Origin of the sequence: Streptomyces sp. NBC_00250 (assembly GCF_036192275.1) — a bacterium.
GTDB lineage: Bacteria > Actinomycetota > Actinomycetes > Streptomycetales > Streptomycetaceae > Streptomyces.
This window is the reverse complement of record NZ_CP108088.1, coordinates 7,632,534-7,649,745: the sequence shown is the minus strand read 5'-3', so window position 1 is coordinate 7,649,745 and position 17,212 is coordinate 7,632,534. Positions and strand designations below refer to the sequence as shown.

Genomic DNA, 17,212 nt, shown 5'->3' with positions numbered 1-17,212 from the left:
CTGATCGGTAATTCTCACTGACAGGACGTCTAAAAGCTTCAGGACAGGGAGTCCGCATGCCCGAACGGATCGCGTTCACGATCGAGACCCCGGCGGGCCCCCGCACGGCCTCCCTCACGTACGAACGCCGCGGCTCCGGTGAACCGCTGCTCCTCCTGCACGGCATCGGGCACCACTGGCAGGCCTGGGAGCCCGTCCTCGACATCCTGGCCGCCGAGCGGGACGTGATCGCCGTCGACCTGCCCGGCTTCGGCGCCTCGGACGAGCTGCCCGACGGCTGCCCCTACGACCTGGCCACCGTCGGGAGCGTGCTCGGCGCCTTCTGCGAGGCCGTCGGGATCGAGCGCCCGCACGTGGCGGGGAACTCGCTCGGCGGGCTGCTCGCCCTGCAGCTCGGCCGGGAGAAGCTGGTGCGCTCGGTCACCGCCCTCTCCCCCGCCGGCTTCTGGTCGGAGGGCGAACGGCGGTACGCCTTCGTGACGCTACGGGCCATGCGGGGCGCGGCGAGGTCGCTGCCCGTACCGGTGATCGAGCGCCTCTCCCGTACGTCCGCCGGGCGCGCGGTGCTCACCAGCACCATCTACGCGCGCCCGGGGCGCCGTTCACCCTCGGCCGTCCACGCCGAGACGCTCGCGCTGCGCGGGGCCACCGGCTTCCGGCAGACCCTGGCCGCCGGCGGGAGCGTGCGCTTCCGCGACGACCTCCCCGCCGTGCCCGTCACCGTGGCCTGGGGCACCCGCGACCGGCTGCTGCTGCCCCGGCAGGGCATCCGCGCCAAGCACACCATCCCCGCCGCGCGGCTCGTCCGGCTGCCCGGCTGCGGTCATGTGCCCATGAGCGACGACCCGGCTCTCGTCGCGCGGGTGATCCTGGACGGCAGCAGCCTCTGACGCCTTCCCTGGCCGTCGCGCGAACAGGCCGGTGCCCACCGCGGCACCGGCCCCCACGAGCAGGCTGCCGACCGCCTGCGGGAGGCCGAAGGCGGCGCCCGCGACCAGGGCGGCGCTCAGCGCGGCGGCGACCGGGATCGCACCGGTGAAGAGGGTGGCCCGCTCCATGCCGACCCGCTGGACGCCCATGTAGAACAGGACGAATCCGACCACCGTGGCCAGGGCCGCCTGCCAGACCAGGGCGCCCGCCTCCACCGCCGTCGGCATCCGGACGAGACCCGCCCCGTCCACCACCAGGCCCACGAGCGCCGCCTCCGCCGCGCCGACCCCGCACACGGCGGCCGTCAGCAGCTTCGGCCCGAGCAGCCGGAGCACCGGCACGGCGAGCACGGTGAACCCCACCTCGCCCGCGAGCGCGGCCACCGACCAGCCGATCCCCGCCAGGTCCGTACGCCCCCAGCCCTGCACGGTGAAGGCACCCGCCGCGACGAGCAGCGCCCCGTACAGCACGGCGGGGGCGGGCCTGCGGCCCTCGGTCAGCGGGACCAGGACGGCGACGACGACCGGGGCGCAGCCGACCAGGACGCCGGGTACGGCGGGCTCGGCGGTCCGCTCGGCGGCGAGGATCGCCAGGTTGAAGCCGACCATGCCGACCCCCGCGAGGGCGGCGAGCCGCAGCCAGTGACGGGCGGTCAGGATCCGCAGCGGGGCGAGCCCGGCACGGCCGAGCAAGGGCAGGAGGAGCAGGCAGGCGGCCCCGTAGCGCAGGGCCTGGCCGCCCGCGTACGGATAGGCGCCGAGCAGGCTGTTCGCGGTGAAGGAGGCGCCGACGAGGGCGTAGGCGAGGGTCACGAGGAGGGCCCCTCGCAGGGCGTTCGCGTTCATGCCTCCGACGCTAGGAAGCCGCGCGGCCCCGGTTAAGGTCCACTTCTGTCACGCCATCGGGGACCACTTCTCGGTCACACCGCCGGGAGAACGCCGTCGGGGACCGCGTCTCCGTCACGCGGCGGGGCGCCGTCGGGGATCGCGTCTCCGTCACGCCACGGGGGGACGCCGTCGGGGGCTGCTCCGTCACGCCGCCGGAAACCGCTTCGGACCGGTTCGTGAGCGGAAGGTGCGGCGGTAGGTGTCCGGGGGCACGCCGACGGTGCGGTTGAAGTGCCGGCGCAGGGTCGTGGCGGTGCCCATGCCGGTGGCCGTCGCGATGCCCTCGACGCTCTCGTCGGTGGCCTCCAGCAACTCCTGGGCGTGGCGGATCCGCTGGGTCAGCAGCCACTGCAGCGGGGTCGTACCGGTCACCGACCGGAAGTGCCGGCCCAGGTTGCGCGAGCTCATCCGCGCCTGGCAGGCCAGGTCCTCCACGGTCAGCGGCTGGTCGAGGCGCTCCATCACCCAGGGGAGCAGGTCGCCGAGCGGGTGGTCGTCCCGGTCGGGCACCGGGGTGGTGACGAACTGGGCCTGGCCACCCGCGCGGTGCGGCGGTACGACCAGGCTGCGGGCGACGGTGTTGGCGACCGCCGAACCGTGGTCGAGGCGGACGAGGTGCAGGCACAGGTCCATCGCGGCGGCCTTGCCCGCGGAGGTGAGCACGCGGCCGTCGTCCACGTAGAGCACGTCCGGGTCGACCTCCACCAGGGGGTGGCGGGCGGCGAGTTCCTCCGTGTGGGCCCAGTGCGTGGTCGCGCGCCTGCCGTCGAGGAGGCCGGCGGCGGCCAGTACGAAGGCTCCGGTGCAGAGCGAGGCCACGCGCGCGCCTGCCTCGTGGGCGGCGCGCACCGCCTCGACGAGCTCCGCGGGCAGGGGCTCGTCGGTATCGGCCAGGGCGGGGACGATCACCGTGTCGGCGCGCGCCAGCCGGTCGAAGCCGCCGTCGGGCTCCACCCGGAACCGGCCGATCCGCACGGCGTCCGGTCCGCAGAGGGCGACCTCGTACCAGGGATCGCCCACACCGGCCGGGGCGGGGCCGAAGACCTCGTACGCCACGGACAGCTCGAAGTGCCGCATTCCCTCGGTGACGGCCAGCGCGACAGTGCTCACGTCCGTAATTGTACGCATGATGTCGTTCCGGACACTCGTGTGCGGGACGACGGCGGGCCAGGATTGCCGCAACAGATCAGCGAAAACGGTTCGAGAGCGGGGAAATTCATGGAATCGGGTCTCACTGTCGCGGTGTTCGGCGCCTACGGACACACCGGGCGGTTCGTGGTGGCGGAGCTGCTCTCCCGCGGGTTCGTCCCGGTGGCCTCCGGCCGCGACGCGGAGAAGCTCCGGGCTCTCGCGGCATCCCGTCCGGGGCTCGACGTCCGCCCCGCGTCGGTCGACGACCCCGCGTCGCTCGACCGCGCGCTGGCCGGTGCGGCGGCCGTGATCAACTGCGCCGGACCCTTCGCCGCGACCGGCGCCCCGGTGATCGAGGCGGCACTGCGCGCCGGAATCCCGTACGTGGACGTGGCCGCCGAGATCGAGGCCAACGTCGACACGTTCGCGCGGTTCGAGGACCGCGCCCGGGCCGCGGGCACGGTGATCGTCCCCGCGATGGCCTTCTACGGCGGCCTCGGCGACCTGCTGGCCACCACGGCCATGGGCGACTGGACGACCGCCGACGAGGCGCACGTCGCGTACGGGCTGAGCAGCTGGCACCCCACCGCCGGGACCCTCGCCGCGGGCAAGGTCTCCCGCGAGCGGCGGAACGGCCGGCACGTCCGCTTCACCCAGGGGCAGCTGGAGTACCACGACGACGAGTTCGCGGTCCTGGACTGGCCCTTCCCGGCCCCGATGGGCACCCGGCCCGTCATCGGCGAGTTCACGATGGCCGACGTCGTCACCATCCCGAGCCATCTGAAGGTGCCCGAGGTCCGCACGTACATGGCGGTCGACGCGGCCCAGGACCTGTCCGCGCCGGACGCGTCGGCACCGGCCGCGGTCGACGAGCACGGCCGGTCCGCGCAGACCTTCCTCGTGGACGTCGTCGTGCGCTCCGGCGGCGCGGAACGACGGGCCGTCGCCGTGGGGCAGGACATCTACGCCGTCACCGCGCCGCTCGCGGTGGAGGCGGTCGGACGGATCCTCGGCGGCCGGACCCGGACGACCGGCGTCGCCTCGGCCGGGGAGCTCTTCGACGCACCCGACTTCCTGCGCGCCCTGTCCCCGCACATCTCCGTCGAACTGCACCGGTGACGGACGCCCGGCCGGCTCGGCTCACTCCGAAGGGGCCGACGAAGGGAGAGGACGGGCCACTGCGAGCGGCCCCGGGCGGGCGCACCAGGAGTACCCGTGACGCGGCGGCGGCGCCTCCGCCGGGCCTCGCGCCGGTACGCGATCCGAGCAAGCCATCCGCCGCGCGTACGTCCCCTCACCGGTCCATGGCAGTCGACGGACCCCCGAAACGGGCCGACGCCACACCGTCGAGGCAGCCGATCGACGTAGGGGGCGCGTCAGGGGCCTCGGCATCATGGACCTCGACCTGGACAGGCCGGGGAAGCGCGACGAGCGGACGGCGAGATGGGGTCACACGGAATGAGCAGCCACGGACAGGCGGCCTGGGAGCTGCTCCTGCCGGCCGTCGGAGCCCCGGCGCGGCGGCGCGGCCGGGTCCTCCAGGAGGCGCTGCGCGAGGCGGTGCGCTCGGGTCGGCTCGCGGCCGGGACGCGGCTGCCGTCGACGCGCGCGCTCGCGGCCGACCTGGGCGTGTCCCGGGGCCTGGTGACGGAGGCGTACGAGCAGCTGACCGCCGAGGGGTACCTGCGCAGCGATCGTGGCGCGGGCACCTGGGTGGGTGACGCTGCGAGGGGGCGCCTCGTCGGCCGGAACGGGGCGGTGGTGGGGAGCACCGGGTCGGCGGGCCCCGGCCGGACCGGGTCGGCGGAGGGGAGCGGTGGGCCGCGCCCGCTCGGGGGTACGCACGCGCGTGGAGCGCGAGGCGCGTCCTCGGGCGGGTACCCGCATCGTGCGCACGGCCCGGCCCCGGGGGCGCCCGGTGTCCTGGTGGACTTCCGTCCGGGGACCCCCGATCTGTCGCTCTTCCCGCGGGCCGCCTGGTCGGCGGCACAGCGCGCGGTCCTGGCCCGGCTGGCCCACCCGGCGCTCGGCTACCCGGACCCGCGCGGGCTGCCCGAGCTGCGGGAGGCGCTGGCCGGAATGCTGACCCGGCGGCGGGGCGTGGTGGCCGATCCGGAGCGGCTCGTGGTCTGTTCGGGTGTGGCGCAGGCCTCGACGCTGCTCGGTTTCGTCCTGCGGGCGCGGGGTCTCGACGCGGTCGGCATCGAGGATCCCGGCAGCCCGGAGCACGGACGGCTGTTCGCCTCGACCGGTCTGGACACGGTGTGGCTGCCCCTGGACGAGGAGGGGCTGTGTCCGGCGCCGCTCGCGGCCTCCGGGGTACGGGCGGTGGTCGTGACGCCCTCGCACCAGTTCCCGTCCGGGATCAGCTGGTCGGCCGAGCGCCGTGCCGCGCTGCTCGACTGGGCGCGGGCGGTGGACGGGTACGTCCTGGAGGACGACTACGACGGCGACTTCCGGTACGACCGGGCTCCCGTCGGCGCGCTCCAGGGGCTCGACCCGGAGCGGGTCGTCTACGCGGGCTCGGTCAGCAAGTCGCTCGCCCCGGGGCTGCGGCTCGGCTGGATGCTCGTCCCCGAGGCGCTGCTCGGCGAGGTCGTCGAGCGCAAGCGGACGATGGACCTCGGCAACCCCGTACTCGACCAGGCGGTGCTCGCGGAGTTCGTGACGCGGGGCGGGTACGACCGGCAGCTCCGCCGCTGCCAACGCGCCTACCGGGAGCGGCGGGACGCCCTGCTCGCCGCGCTCGCGGAGCACCTGCCGGGGACCGGGGTGAGCGGCATCGCGGCCGGGCTGCACGTCATCGCGCGCGTACCGGCGCGTTACGGTCCGCCGGAGCGGTTCCTGGCGCGGGCGGCGGAGGCCGGGGTGGCGCTGCGGCCGCTTGAGGACTACGGAACGGCGCGGCCCGGGGACGGGGACGTACGGCTCGTCATCGGGTACGCGCATCTGACGCCTTCCGCCGTGACGACCGGGGTTCGGCTGGTGGCGGAGGCGGTCGGCCGGGAGTGATCCGTTCGAACGATCGGTCCGGGTGATCGGTCCGGGTGCTCCGTTCGAGCGATCGGTCCAGATGATCGGTCCGGGTGATCTGCTCAGGCGATCGGTCCCGGTGATCTGTTCACGCGGGGTTCGTGTGGGCGCCGCCCCCGGCCGTTAGGCATGGGGCGACGCACCGCCCCCCGCCCGGACACCCCACGGAGGCCCTTCCATGTCCCAGTCCGTACCCGGCAGTTCCCCCTCCCCGGCTCGACGCAGCGTGCTGCGCGGTTCGCTGGCCGCCTCGGCGGCGCTCACCCTGGGCGGTGCCGGTCTCGCGGCACCGGCGTTCGCCCTGTCGGGTCGCCCCCGCGCCGAGTGGGGGGTGCAGACGGGTGACGTCACCACGTCCTCCGGTCTGGTGTGGGTGCGCTCGGACCGGCCGGCGCGCATGCTCGTGGAGACCTCGGCGAGCGAGTCGTTCCGGCGGGTACGCCGCCACCACGGGCCGCTGATCGGCGCGGGCACGGACTTCACCGGGACCACCTCCCTGCGCGGACTGCCGGCCGGCGAGCAGATCCACTACCGGGTCACCCTCGCGGACCCGGACGATCCGCGCCGGACGGGCGAGCGGATCGTCGGCACCTTCCGCACCGCCCCCGACCGGCGTCGTGACGGCGTCAGGTTCCTCTGGTCGGGCGACATCGCCGGGCAGGGCTGGGGCATCAACCCGGACATCGGCGGCTTCCGCGCGTACGAGGAGATGCGCCGCCTCGACCCGGACTTCTTCCTGTGCAGCGGGGACTCGATCTATGCCGACGGGGTCATCCAGCCGAGCGTGACGCTGCCCGACGGCCGGATCTGGCGGAACGTCACGACGCCGGAGAAGTCGAAGGTCGCGGAGACCCTCGACGAGTACCGGGGCAACTTCCGCTACAACCTCCTCGACCACAACGTCCGGGCGTTCAACGCGCAGGTGCCCACGGTGACGCAGTGGGACGACCACGAGGTGCGCAACAACTGGTACCCGGGCCAGATCCTGGACGACGCGCGCTACACGGAGAAGGACGTGGACGTCCTCGCCTCGCGCGCGCTCCGCGCCTTCGGCGAGTACACGCCGGTGCCCACCCTCCACGCGCGCGGTGGCGGTCGCGAACGCCGGATGCACCGCGTGGTGCGGCACGGGCCGCTGCTCGACGTGTTCGTGCTCGACATGCGCTCGTACCGGAACGCCAACTCCCCGGGCCGGCAGGCCGACGACACCACCGGCATCCTGGGCGCCGAGCAACTTGCCTGGCTGAAGCGGGAGCTGGCCGCCTCCACCGCGGTGTGGAAGGTGCTCGCGGCGGACATGCCGCTCGGCCTGGTCGTACCGGACGGCACGGCGAACATCGAGGCGATCGCGCAGGGCGATCCCGGCGCGCCGCTGGGCCGTGAGCTCCAGATCGCGGAGCTGCTGCGGTTCGTCAAGCACCGGCGGATCACCGGCACGGTGTGGCTGACGGCGGACGTGCACTACACCTCGGCGCAGCACTACGCGCCGGAGCGGGCGGCCTTCCAGGACTTCGCGCCGTTCTGGGAGTTCGTGTCCGGGCCGCTGGCCGCGGGCGGCTTCCCGGCGAACGCGCTGGACGCGACCTTCGGCCCGGAGCGGGTGTTCGTCCGGGCGCCGGAGCGGGCCAACCTGTCGCCGATGGAGAGCCCGCAGTACTTCGGGGAGGTCGACATCGACGGCCACAGCGGCGAACTGACGGTCCGTCTGCGGGCCGAGGGCGGGACGGTGCTGTTCAGCAAGGTGCTGCGGCCGGGTCGCGTCGGACAGTGACGCCTGGTCGGAAATGGTGCGGGAACCGGGTCGCGTCGGACGGTAAAGCCTGGCCGGAATTGGTGCGGGAACCGGGTCGCGTCGGACAATAACGCCTGGTCGGAAGTGGTGCGGATGCCGGGTCCGGGCGGTCGTGAAGGCCGGACGGGTCCCGGCTCCCCGGTGATTGTCAGTGCCGGGTCCTAACGTCGTTTCCATGACGCGATCCGTACAGGCACTCGCCTATGTCCGCCCTTCCGCGCTGGAGTCGACCGGCTCCGGCCGGCTGCTCGGTCTGGAGACGGCGGGGGGTCTCACGCCCCGGGGGGCCGAGGCCCATCCCCGCTTCTTCGCCGGCTTCCTGGCCTCGCCGCAGGTCGCGGCCCGCGGTCTGCTCGCGGTCGCCGACGTGGCCGCGGCCCGTTACCACCAGCGGATACGGCCGGGGTCGCTCGACCCGGTGGTGACGGGGAACGGGGACCGGCTGCGGTTCGAGTCGTTCTCCGGCTGCGGCGGGGTGTACGCGCGCCTGGACGTCCTCGACGAGGGCCTCGGCGGTACGGAGACGGGGCACGGAACGACCAACGTCGACGTCAACAACCCGCTGCGTGAGGCGTTGTCGCGCATGACGGGGGACGATCCGCTGCATCTCCGGGTGGGTCCGGAGGAGATGGCGGTGACCACGCTCGCGGGAGCGGTCGTGGAGAAGAAGGTCCCGCTGCCGGACCGCTGGCTGCGGGGCTTCGCCGAGGCGCAGGTCGCCTCGGCCCGGTTCGATCTGCGGGCCGAGCTGAGCGGGGCGGAGGCCGTGCGATTCCTCCGGTCCCTGCCGCGCAACCAGGCCCGTGGACGCGGGCCGATGTGGATCGCGCAGTCCGGCCGGACCCTGCGGCCGACGACCCGGCCGGGCGCGGGCGCGGTGTGCCTGCCGGGACCCGACCGGCTCGTCGCCCTGGAGCGGGTGCTGCGGCACGCGACGGGGCTTCGGGTGTACGGGCCGGTGCCGGACGGCACTCTGGCCACGGCGAGCGCCTGGGAGGTGGTCCTGCCGGGCATGCGGCTCACACTGACGCTGTCGCCGGACCCCGCGCGGGGCTTCTCCGGCGAGGGCGGGGTCCTGGAGGCCCTGGCGACGGAGGAGGCCGCGCAGGACGCCGAGCTGATCGCGGTCCTCCTCGCCTGGGAGCCGCGGATCGATCCGGCCGATCTCGCGACGCAGGCCGGGCTCACCATCGACCGGGTGCGGGCGGCGCTGACCCGGCTCGGCACGGCCGGGCGGGTGGGGTACGACGTGGCGGACGCGGCCTACTTCCACCGGGAGCTGCCGTACGACGCGGACCGCGCCGAGCGCCACAACCCGCGCCTGGTGAGCGCCCGCCGACTGGTGGCGGAGGGCGCGGTGGCCCTCGAAGGGGATCTGGCGACGGTGACCTCGGGCGAACGGCGGTACCGGGTGCGGGAGTCGGACGGGGTGCTGAGCTGCACCTGCCAGTGGTGGGCCGACTACCAGGGCCGGCGCGGCCCGTGCAAGCACGCGCTCGCGGTGCGGATGCTCCGACGGAGTGCGACGCCCGAGCGCACAGGAGCCGTGGGTGGCGGCGCGACGGTCGCCGGAGCGGCGTGATGACGGGGAGGGCCGGGGTGGAGGGAAGCGCTGCGGTGACGGGGAGCGGTGGGGGGACCGAGGTGGGGGACGGCCTGGTGAACAGGGTGATGGACAGCATGATGACCAAGGTGAGGAGCGCCGTGGTGCGCGGGGCGGGGAACGACGCGGAAGGCGACTCGGGGAGCACGGGCGGCGACGCGGCCGGCACGACCGGTACGGAGGGGGGCACCCCGGTCGAGCAGCTGCTGGCGGCGGTGCGCGCGGGGCGTGCCCACAAGGTGCCGGCGCTCCTGGAGCCGCTGGACGCCGCCTCCCGGAAGACCGCCCTCGGACCGTTGAAGTCCCTGCGCTCCGAGGTGCGCGCCTGGGACTGGAAGCGGTGGAACGAGGCGACCGCCGTGCGGCGCGCGTTGTACGTGGCGGGCGCCGGCTGTCAGACCGGCGCGGCCGCGACGGCGACCTGGCTCGGCGGGCGCGACCTGCTGAGCTGGCGCTCCGAGGACGGCACCCTGGTCCTCTCGGTGCTCGCCGACCGGGACCCGGCGTGGACGGCGGACGTGGCGCAGCGGCTCGCGGCGCGGCCGGCCGTGGCGGAGAGCAGTTACGGCCTGATCCGGGGACTCGTGGAGCGCTCCGGGTGCGCGGTGCCCGCGACCGACGGCTATGTCCTCGCGTGGACGCGGGAGATCACCGACTCGCGCCTTCTGGAGCGGCTCCGGGAGGACTCGCACACGCGGGTGCTCGTGCCGCACGCGCTGGCCATGGCCGAGACGCCCGACCGCCTGACCTGGTCGGTCGGCCCCGAGGCGCCGACGCACTGGCCGACCGCGCTCGCGACGCTCGTCGCGGAGGGCGTGCTCGACCGGGCCCAGGTCGTGGACCTGTGCGTCTCCCGGCTGCTGCGGGGTGGTCGGGCCCGGGACCTGCGGTTCCCGCTGGAGGTGCTGCGGCTCGTCGAGCCGAGCGCGGCCGAGCGCCGGGAGCGGGTCCCGGACTGGATCGGGATGACGTCCGACGCGCCGTCCCCGGTCGCGGGGTACGCGCAGGAGGTCCTCGCGGGCCTCGCCGCCGAGGGCGCGCTGTCGGCCGGGGCGCTGGCCGAGATGACGGGCGGGGTGCTGTTCCGTACCGAGAAGAAGCTGGTGCGGGCTCAGTTGACGCTGGTCGGAAAGGTGCTGGCGCGGGAGCCCGGCGCGGTGGAGGAGCTGCTGCCGGCCGTGGCGGAGGCCTTCGGGCACGAGGACACCACGATCCAGGAGCGGGCCCTGAAGCTGGTGGGCCGTCATGCGGCGGCGGTGGACGCCTCGGTACGCCGTGAGCTCGCCGAGCAGGCCGGTCTGCTGAGTCCGGTGCACCGTCCGGCGGCCGTGGCGCTGTTCGGGAAGGATCTGGAGGTCGAGCCCGGGCTCCCGTACGAGGAGATCCTGCCGCCGGTCCCGGAGCGGGAGCCGGTGGCTCCCGCGGCGACGACGGTCGAGGCGCTGGTGGAGGAGCTCGTGACGCGGGGGCTCTCCCAGGACCCGGTGGCGTTCGAGCGAGCGCTCGACGGTCTGGTGCGGCTCGCACGGCAGGACCGGGCGGGGCTGGAAGCGGCGGTGCGCGAGGCGTTCCCGACGGAGCACTGGGAGCTCCAGCACTACTTCAGCCATCACACGCGCGGGGCGGAGGTGGTACTCGCGGGGCTGCTGGGAATGCTGCCGGGGTGGCGCGTCGACTCCGGGCGGGCGAAGGGCCCCGACCGGAAGGCCTGCCACCACGAGGCACTGTCGGGGATCCTGGACACGCGCCTGTGGGAGGCCGCCGGCCTGATCGGCACGGACGCGCTGCCGTTCCTGCTCGCCGCACCGACCCTGCACACCGGTGAGATCGACCCGGTGGTGCTGGTGGAGCGGCTACGCGGCTACCGGGACGCGGGCGTCGAGCCGGCCCCTGCCGACTTCGCCCAGGCGCTGCTCCGTGTCGGGCGCGGTGACCCGTCGGCCGGTTGGGCGGCCGAGGAGGGGGAGGCGCTCGGCACGCGGGCGGGACGACGGCTCGGCGCGTGGCTGCGGGCGGGGGAACCCCTGGGGACGAGGGTGCGGTTGCTGGCCAGGGGGAAGGACCCGGCCTCGCGGAAGTGGTGGCTGACGGACCGGATCGTCGTGGAGATCGACGAGCGAGCCGTGGTGCGCAAGGAGTTCCCGGCGGCCTTCCACTGGCTGGGCGGCGAGCTGCGGGCGACTCCCCGGCGCTGCTACCACTGGCTGGACACGCGGGCGCACTGGGCCACGGTGCTGCCCTTGGACCGTGAGTTCGTGGCGGCGTGTGTCCTGTCCTCCCTCGCTTCGGGGGCCGATGCGGACCAGCGCGGTGTGACCGAACCGCTCACCGCGCTCGCCGAGGCGGGCGGCCCGGCCGGCCGGGCCGTCCATCTCGCCCTGGCGTTCGGTCTGGGCTGTCAGGACGCGGACGACCGTCTGCGCGCGGTGGACGCGCTGCTCGTCCTGGCGTCGCGGGGCGATCTGAACCCCCGGCGGCTCGGCACGGAGCTGGCGTGGCTGGTCGTGGAGGGCTCGGTGAAGCCGAACCGCCTGGCGGACGCGCTCCGGACGACGGCCGCCACGGGCGCGTACGGCACGGTCTGGGCGGTCCTGGAGCCGCTCCTGCCGGAGCTGCTCGGCACGGAGAAGCCGGTACGGGGTCTGGGCGAGGTCCTCGCAGTGGCTGCGGACTGTGTGGAGCGGTGCGGGGCCCGGGGGGAGGTGGCCGGGCTCGATGCCCTGGCCTCGGCGCGGAGCGCCTCGCAGTTCGTCGTCCAGGCGAAGCGGCTGTCGGGCGCACTCCGCCAGGGGGCCGATCAGGCTCTGACAGAAACGGCCTGAATCGTTCCTTAAGCCGCCAGATGGGCGCTTAACCCGTCAGTCACAAAGCGTTCGTGATCACGCAACACCACTGGGTCACAGTGAGGTCATGACCGATGTGACGTCTTCGAAGAGCACCCGCCGTCCGCACCACTGGCGGCACGACCTGATCGAGCTCGCCGCCCTGTTCACCGCCGTGGTGGTGGCCGACACGATCGCCAAGAGCATCGTCAAGGGGCCGGACGGCCCCTACCTCCTGGTGTTCTCGGCGATCGCGCTGGTCGCCACCGCCGGCTTCCACACCTGGTGGGCACGGAGGCGCAGTCATGCGAGCCATGCTCCGCCCGCCGGTGACACCGGCGGGCCCTCCACCGCGACCGTCCCTGCGAAGACCGAGGAGGAGCACGACGAGACGGAGCCCGAGGTTCCCGTCGAGACGACGCTCTGGCGGATGCGGACCACCGTCGCGGACACGCCGGGCAGCCTCGCCGCGCTGTGCACCGTCCTCGCCCGCCTGGGCGTGGACATCCTCACCCTCCAGACGCACCCGCTCGCCGACGGCACGGTCGACGAGTTCCTGCTGCGCGCCCCCGCCGATCTCTCCGCCCACGCCCTCTCCCGTGAGACGGCGGCGGCGGGCGGCCGCGACACCTGGACCGAGCGGGCCGACGCCCACGACCTGGTGGACACCCCCACCCGGGTCCTCGGCCTGGCCACCCGTACGGCGCTCGACGCGGCCGAACTGCCGCTCGCGCTGCGCCAGCTCCTCGGCCGCTGCACCCTGCACTCCGTGCCCGCCGTCTCGCTCACCGGCCGCCCCACCGGCGAACTCGCCCCGGTCGAAGGCGTCCTGGAGGAGACCGTGATGCGGCTGCGCGACCCCAACGGCGGCACGCTCATCGTGGAGCGGCCCTACCTCCCCTTCACCCCCACCGAGTTCGCCCGGGCCCGCGCCCTCGTCGAGCTCGACGCGCGGCTCGGCCCGCGCGTCCCGCGCAGCCAGGACGTGCTGACCCTCCCCGAGGGCAACGAGATCACCGTCCGCCGCGCCGACCAGCGCGACCTGGCCGCCGCGCGCGCCATGCACGACCGCTGCTCGCCCCGCACGCTCGGTCTGCGCTACCACGGCCCGGTCGGCGACGCGGACCGCTACCTCGACCATCTGCTCAGCCCCCGCTTCGGGCGCACCCTGGCCGTGCAGACGACCTCCGGCCGGCTCGTCGCCCTCGGACATCTGCTCTGGGACGGCGACGAGACGGAGGTCGCGCTGATGGTGGAGGACGACTGGCAGCGGCGCGGCATCGGCTCCGAGCTCCTCGGCCGGCTCGTGGCGATGGCGGAGGAGGCCGGCTGCGCCAGCGTGTACGCCGTGACGCAGTCGTCCAACACCGGGATGGTGGCCGCGATGCGGGCGCTCAACCTGCCCCTCGACTACCAGATCGAGGAGGGCACCCTGGTGATCACAGCCCGGCTGGCCGCGGCACCGCGACCGGCCGCCCGGCCCCAGCAGGAACAGCGGCACGAAGGGATCCGGCGGGCGGAGCGCTGAGCGCCTGGGTCAGATCCCGCCAAAGGTCCTCGACGTCCTCGAGACCGACCGACATCCGCAGCAGGCGGTCGCTGACGCCCGCCGAGCGCCGGTCACCCTCGGCCACGATGCGGTGGCTGATGGAGGCCGGGTGCTGGATGAGGGTGTCGACGCTGCCGAGGCTCACGGCCGGGGTGATCAGACGGACGCCGGCGATGACGTCGTGCGGGTCGCCGTAGACCTCGAAGGCGATCATCGCGCCGCCGATCCGCGGGTAGTGGACCCGCGCGATCCGGGGATCCGTGGCGAGCCGCCGTACGAGCTCCGCCGCCGTGCCGGAAGCCGCACGCACCCGTACCGGCAGGGTGGACAGACCACGCAGCAGCAGATAGCCGGCGAGCGGGTGCAGCACTCCGCCGGTGGCGAAGCGGACCTGACGGAGGGTGCGGGCGAACTCCTCGTCGCAGGCGACGATGCCGCCCATGACGTCACCGTGACCGCCGAGGTACTTGGTGGCGCTGTGCAGCACGATGCGGGCGCCCTGCTCGACCGGGCGCTGGAGCACGGGCGTGGCGAAGGTGTTGTCGACCAGGAGCGGCACGGATCCGCAGGAGTGGGCGAGGGCGCGGATGTCCGCCTCCGCCAGGGTCGGGTTGGCGGGCGACTCCACCATGACCAGGCCGGTGTCGGGCCGTATCGCGTCCGCGACGCCCGCCGGGTCGGTCCAGGTCACCTCGGTGCCGAGCAGTCCGGCGTCCAGGAGGTGGTCGCTGCAGCCGTACAGCGGACGGACCGCGACCACGTGACGCAGACCCTGGCTCGCCCGGGCGAGGAGGACGGCGGTGAAGGCCGCCATGCCGCTGGCGAAGGCGACGGCCGCCTCGGCGCCCTCAAGTCGGGCGAGGGCCTCCTCGAAGCGGGCGACGGTGGGGTTGTCGAGCCGGGCGTAGACCGGCGGCCCGTCGAGCCGGGCACCCGTGGTGGCGAATTCGTCGATCCGGGCGGCCTCGGCCCGGGCGTCGTACGAGGGGTAGGTGGTGGACAGATCGAGCGGCGGGGCGTGCAGACCGAGCGAGGCGAGGTCTTCGCGGCCGGCGTGCACGGCTTCGGTGGCGAGGGCCCTCGGGGTGACCGAGGAGCCGTAGTCCATGGCGTCCATGGCGGCACTGTGAACGGATACCGGGAAGTAGCGGGAAATCGCCGTGCTACGTTCGCCAGATGGCCGATTCTGTCGTACTGGACGCGGTCGATCTGCACATTCTTCGCCTCCTGCAGAACGACGCCCGGACCACCTACCGTGAACTCGCCGCCGAGGTCGGGGTGGCACCCTCCACCTGCCTGGACCGGGTGGCGCGGCTGCGCCGCACGGGCGTGATCCTCGGACACCAGCTACGACTGGATCCGGCCAAACTCGGCCGAGGTCTTGAAGCGCTCCTTCTTGTCCAGGTCCGGCCGCACCGGCGGGAACTGATCGGTCCCTTCGTGGACCGGATCCGGGCCCTGCCGGAGTCCCGGGCGCTGTTCCATCTGACGGGACCCGACGACTACCTGGTGCACGTGGCCGTCGCGGACCCCGCCGACCTGCAACGACTCGTGCTCGACGAGTTCACCTCGCGCCGCGAGGTGGCCCGCGTCGAGACGCGGCTGATCTTCCAGCAGTGGGAGTGCGGGCCGCTTCTGCCGCCCTCGGCGAGCCCTTCCTTGTCAGCCGACTGAGGCCGGACGAGGGTGACGCGGGCCCGCCGGACGCGCCAGGATGACCCCCATGCCAGAGACTTCCAGCAGCGCGCTGCCCCGCCAGGTCGCCGACGAACACGTCGACGCACTCATCGCCCTCGACCCGATCACCGGTACGTACCTGGGAGTCAAGGAGAGCGCCGGACTGCTGCCCGACTTCTCGCCGGCCGGCCAGCGGGCCGTGGCCGACCTCGCCCGCCGTACGCTCGCCCGGCTCGACGAGGCGGAGCGCGCCCCGGGCGCGGACAGCGAGGCCGAGCAGCGGTGCGCCCGTCTGCTGCGGGAGCGCCTGACGGCGGAACTCGCCGTGTACGAGGCCGAGGAGGGGCTGTGCGCGGTCAGCAACATGCGCTCGCCCGCGCACAGCGTCCGCATCGTGTTCACCGTGATGCCGACGGAGACCGAGGAGGACTGGACGGCGGTCGCCGCCCGGCTGCGCGCGGTCCCGGCCGCCCTGGAGGGCTACCGGTCCGCGCTCGCGCTCGGTCTTGAGCGGAAGCTGTTCGGCGGGCCGCGCCCCACGGCCACCTTCGTCGAACAGCTCACGGAGTGGGCGGGCGCGGCGAGCGGAGGGCCGGGCTGGTTCGAGGAGTTCGCCGCCGCGGGCCCGGCCACCCTCCCCGAGGAGCTGCGCGCCGGGCTCGCCAAGGCGGGCCGGGCCGCCACCGAGGCCGTCGTGGCGCTACGGGACTGGATGCGGGACGTGTACGCCCCGGCCGTCGCGGACGCCCCGAACACGGTGGGCCGTGAGCGCTACCAGCGCTGGACCCGCTTCTTCAACGGCACCGACCTGGACCTCGACCAGGCGTACGCGTACGGCTGGACCGAGTACCACCGGCTGCTCGGCGAGATGCGGACCGAGGCCGAGCGGATCCTGCCGGGCTCCGACCCCTGGGAGGCGCTGGCCCACCTCGACGAGCACGGCACGCACATCGAAGGGGTGGAGGAGGTCCGGGTCTGGCTCCAGGAGCTCATGGACGAGGCCATCGAGGCGCTCGACGGCACCCACTTCGAACTCGCCGACCGGGTACGGCGGGTGGAGTCCCGGATCGCCCCGCCGGGCGGCGCCGCCGCGCCGTACTACACCGGCCCGTCCGAGGACTTCTCGCGCCCCGGCCGCACCTGGCTCCCGGTGGACGGCACGACCCGCTTCCCGGTCTACGACCTGGTGTCGACCTGGTACCACGAGGGCGTTCCCGGCCACCACCTGCAGATCGCGCAGTGGGTGCACGTCGCCGACCGCCTCTCCCGCTACCAGGCGACCATCGGCAAGGTCAGCGCCAACTCCGAGGGCTGGGCGCTCTACGCGGAGCGGCTGATGGACGAACTCGGCTTCCTGCCGGACGCGGAGCGGCGCCTCGGCTACCTCGACGGGCAGATGATGCGCGCCTGCCGGGTGATCGTGGACATCGGCATGCACCTGGGCCTTGAGATCCCGGCGGACTCGCCGTTCCACCCGGGCGAGCGGTGGACCCCCGAGCTCGCGCAGGAGTTCTTCCAGCGGCACAGCAGCCGTCCGCCGTCCTTCGTGGAGAGCGAGATGACCCGCTATCTGTCGATGCCGGGTCAGGCCATCGGCTACAAGCTGGGCGAGCGGGCCTGGCTGCTCGGCCGCGCCAACGCGCGGGCGGCGCACGGCGACGCGTTCGACGCGAAGGCCTGGCACATGGCCGCCCTCTCGCAGGGGCCGCTGGGCCTCGACGACCTGGTCGACGAGCTCTCGCGCCTCTGAGGGCAGCTGGGGTGAGATTCCCCGGCCGACCGCTTGAT

The 17,212-nt window shown here is 74.1% G+C and carries 11 protein-coding genes; 9 read left to right on the top strand and 2 right to left on the bottom strand.

The window, feature by feature from the left end:
* Positions 1-56 precede the first annotated feature (56 nt).
* Entirely contained in the window at positions 57-890 is an 834-nt protein-coding gene (locus OG259_RS34705; RefSeq protein WP_328945834.1) for an alpha/beta fold hydrolase, read from the top strand.
* Between the two features lie 1,071 nt (positions 891-1,961).
* Here the strand turns inward: OG259_RS34705 and OG259_RS34695 are convergent.
* The gene (locus OG259_RS34695) at positions 1,962-2,945 is read right to left on the bottom strand and encodes a helix-turn-helix domain-containing protein (RefSeq protein ID WP_443052070.1); all 984 of its coding nucleotides are present in this window, start codon (positions 2,943-2,945) and stop codon (positions 1,962-1,964) included.
* 90 nt (positions 2,946-3,035) lie between these two features.
* Here OG259_RS34695 and OG259_RS34690 point away from each other — a divergent pair, with 90 nt between their 5' ends.
* From OG259_RS34690 to OG259_RS34665, 6 genes are all read left to right on the top strand, one after another.
* Entirely contained in the window at positions 3,036-4,067 is a 1,032-nt protein-coding gene (locus OG259_RS34690; protein ID WP_328945832.1) for a saccharopine dehydrogenase family protein, read from the top strand.
* Between the two features lie 339 nt (positions 4,068-4,406).
* Entirely contained in the window at positions 4,407-5,960 is a 1,554-nt protein-coding gene (pdxR, locus tag OG259_RS34685) for a MocR-like pyridoxine biosynthesis transcription factor PdxR (RefSeq protein WP_328945831.1), read from the top strand.
* A 199-nt stretch (positions 5,961-6,159) separates the two neighbouring features.
* Positions 6,160-7,752, top strand: coding sequence for an alkaline phosphatase D family protein (locus tag OG259_RS34680; protein WP_328945830.1), 1,593 nt, complete (start codon positions 6,160-6,162; stop codon positions 7,750-7,752).
* A 196-nt stretch (positions 7,753-7,948) separates the two neighbouring features.
* On the top strand, positions 7,949-9,355 hold the full coding sequence (locus OG259_RS34675; RefSeq protein ID WP_328945829.1) for an SWIM zinc finger family protein: 1,407 nt from the start codon (positions 7,949-7,951) through the stop codon (positions 9,353-9,355).
* A 98-nt stretch (positions 9,356-9,453) separates the two neighbouring features.
* On the top strand, positions 9,454-12,198 hold the full coding sequence (locus tag OG259_RS34670) for a DUF7824 domain-containing protein (protein WP_328945828.1): 2,745 nt from the start codon (positions 9,454-9,456) through the stop codon (positions 12,196-12,198).
* Between the two features lie 88 nt (positions 12,199-12,286).
* Positions 12,287-13,726, top strand: a complete 1,440-nt coding sequence (locus tag OG259_RS34665) for a GNAT family N-acetyltransferase (RefSeq protein ID WP_328945827.1) — start codon at positions 12,287-12,289, stop codon at positions 13,724-13,726.
* Here OG259_RS34665 and OG259_RS34660 read toward each other — a convergent pair.
* Positions 13,638-14,864 (bottom strand): trans-sulfuration enzyme family protein, encoded by a 1,227-nt coding sequence (locus tag OG259_RS34660; protein WP_328945826.1) that lies wholly within the window; start codon positions 14,862-14,864, stop codon positions 13,638-13,640. The genes OG259_RS34665 and OG259_RS34660 overlap by 89 nt on opposite strands.
* A gap of 59 nt (positions 14,865-14,923) precedes the next feature.
* Here OG259_RS34660 and OG259_RS34655 point away from each other — a divergent pair, with 59 nt between their 5' ends.
* Entirely contained in the window at positions 14,924-15,421 is a 498-nt protein-coding gene (locus OG259_RS34655) for an Lrp/AsnC family transcriptional regulator (RefSeq protein ID WP_015032075.1), read from the top strand.
* A gap of 49 nt (positions 15,422-15,470) precedes the next feature.
* Positions 15,471-17,174, top strand: coding sequence for a DUF885 domain-containing protein (locus tag OG259_RS34650; protein ID WP_328945825.1), 1,704 nt, complete (start codon positions 15,471-15,473; stop codon positions 17,172-17,174).
* Positions 17,175-17,212 lie beyond the last annotated feature (38 nt).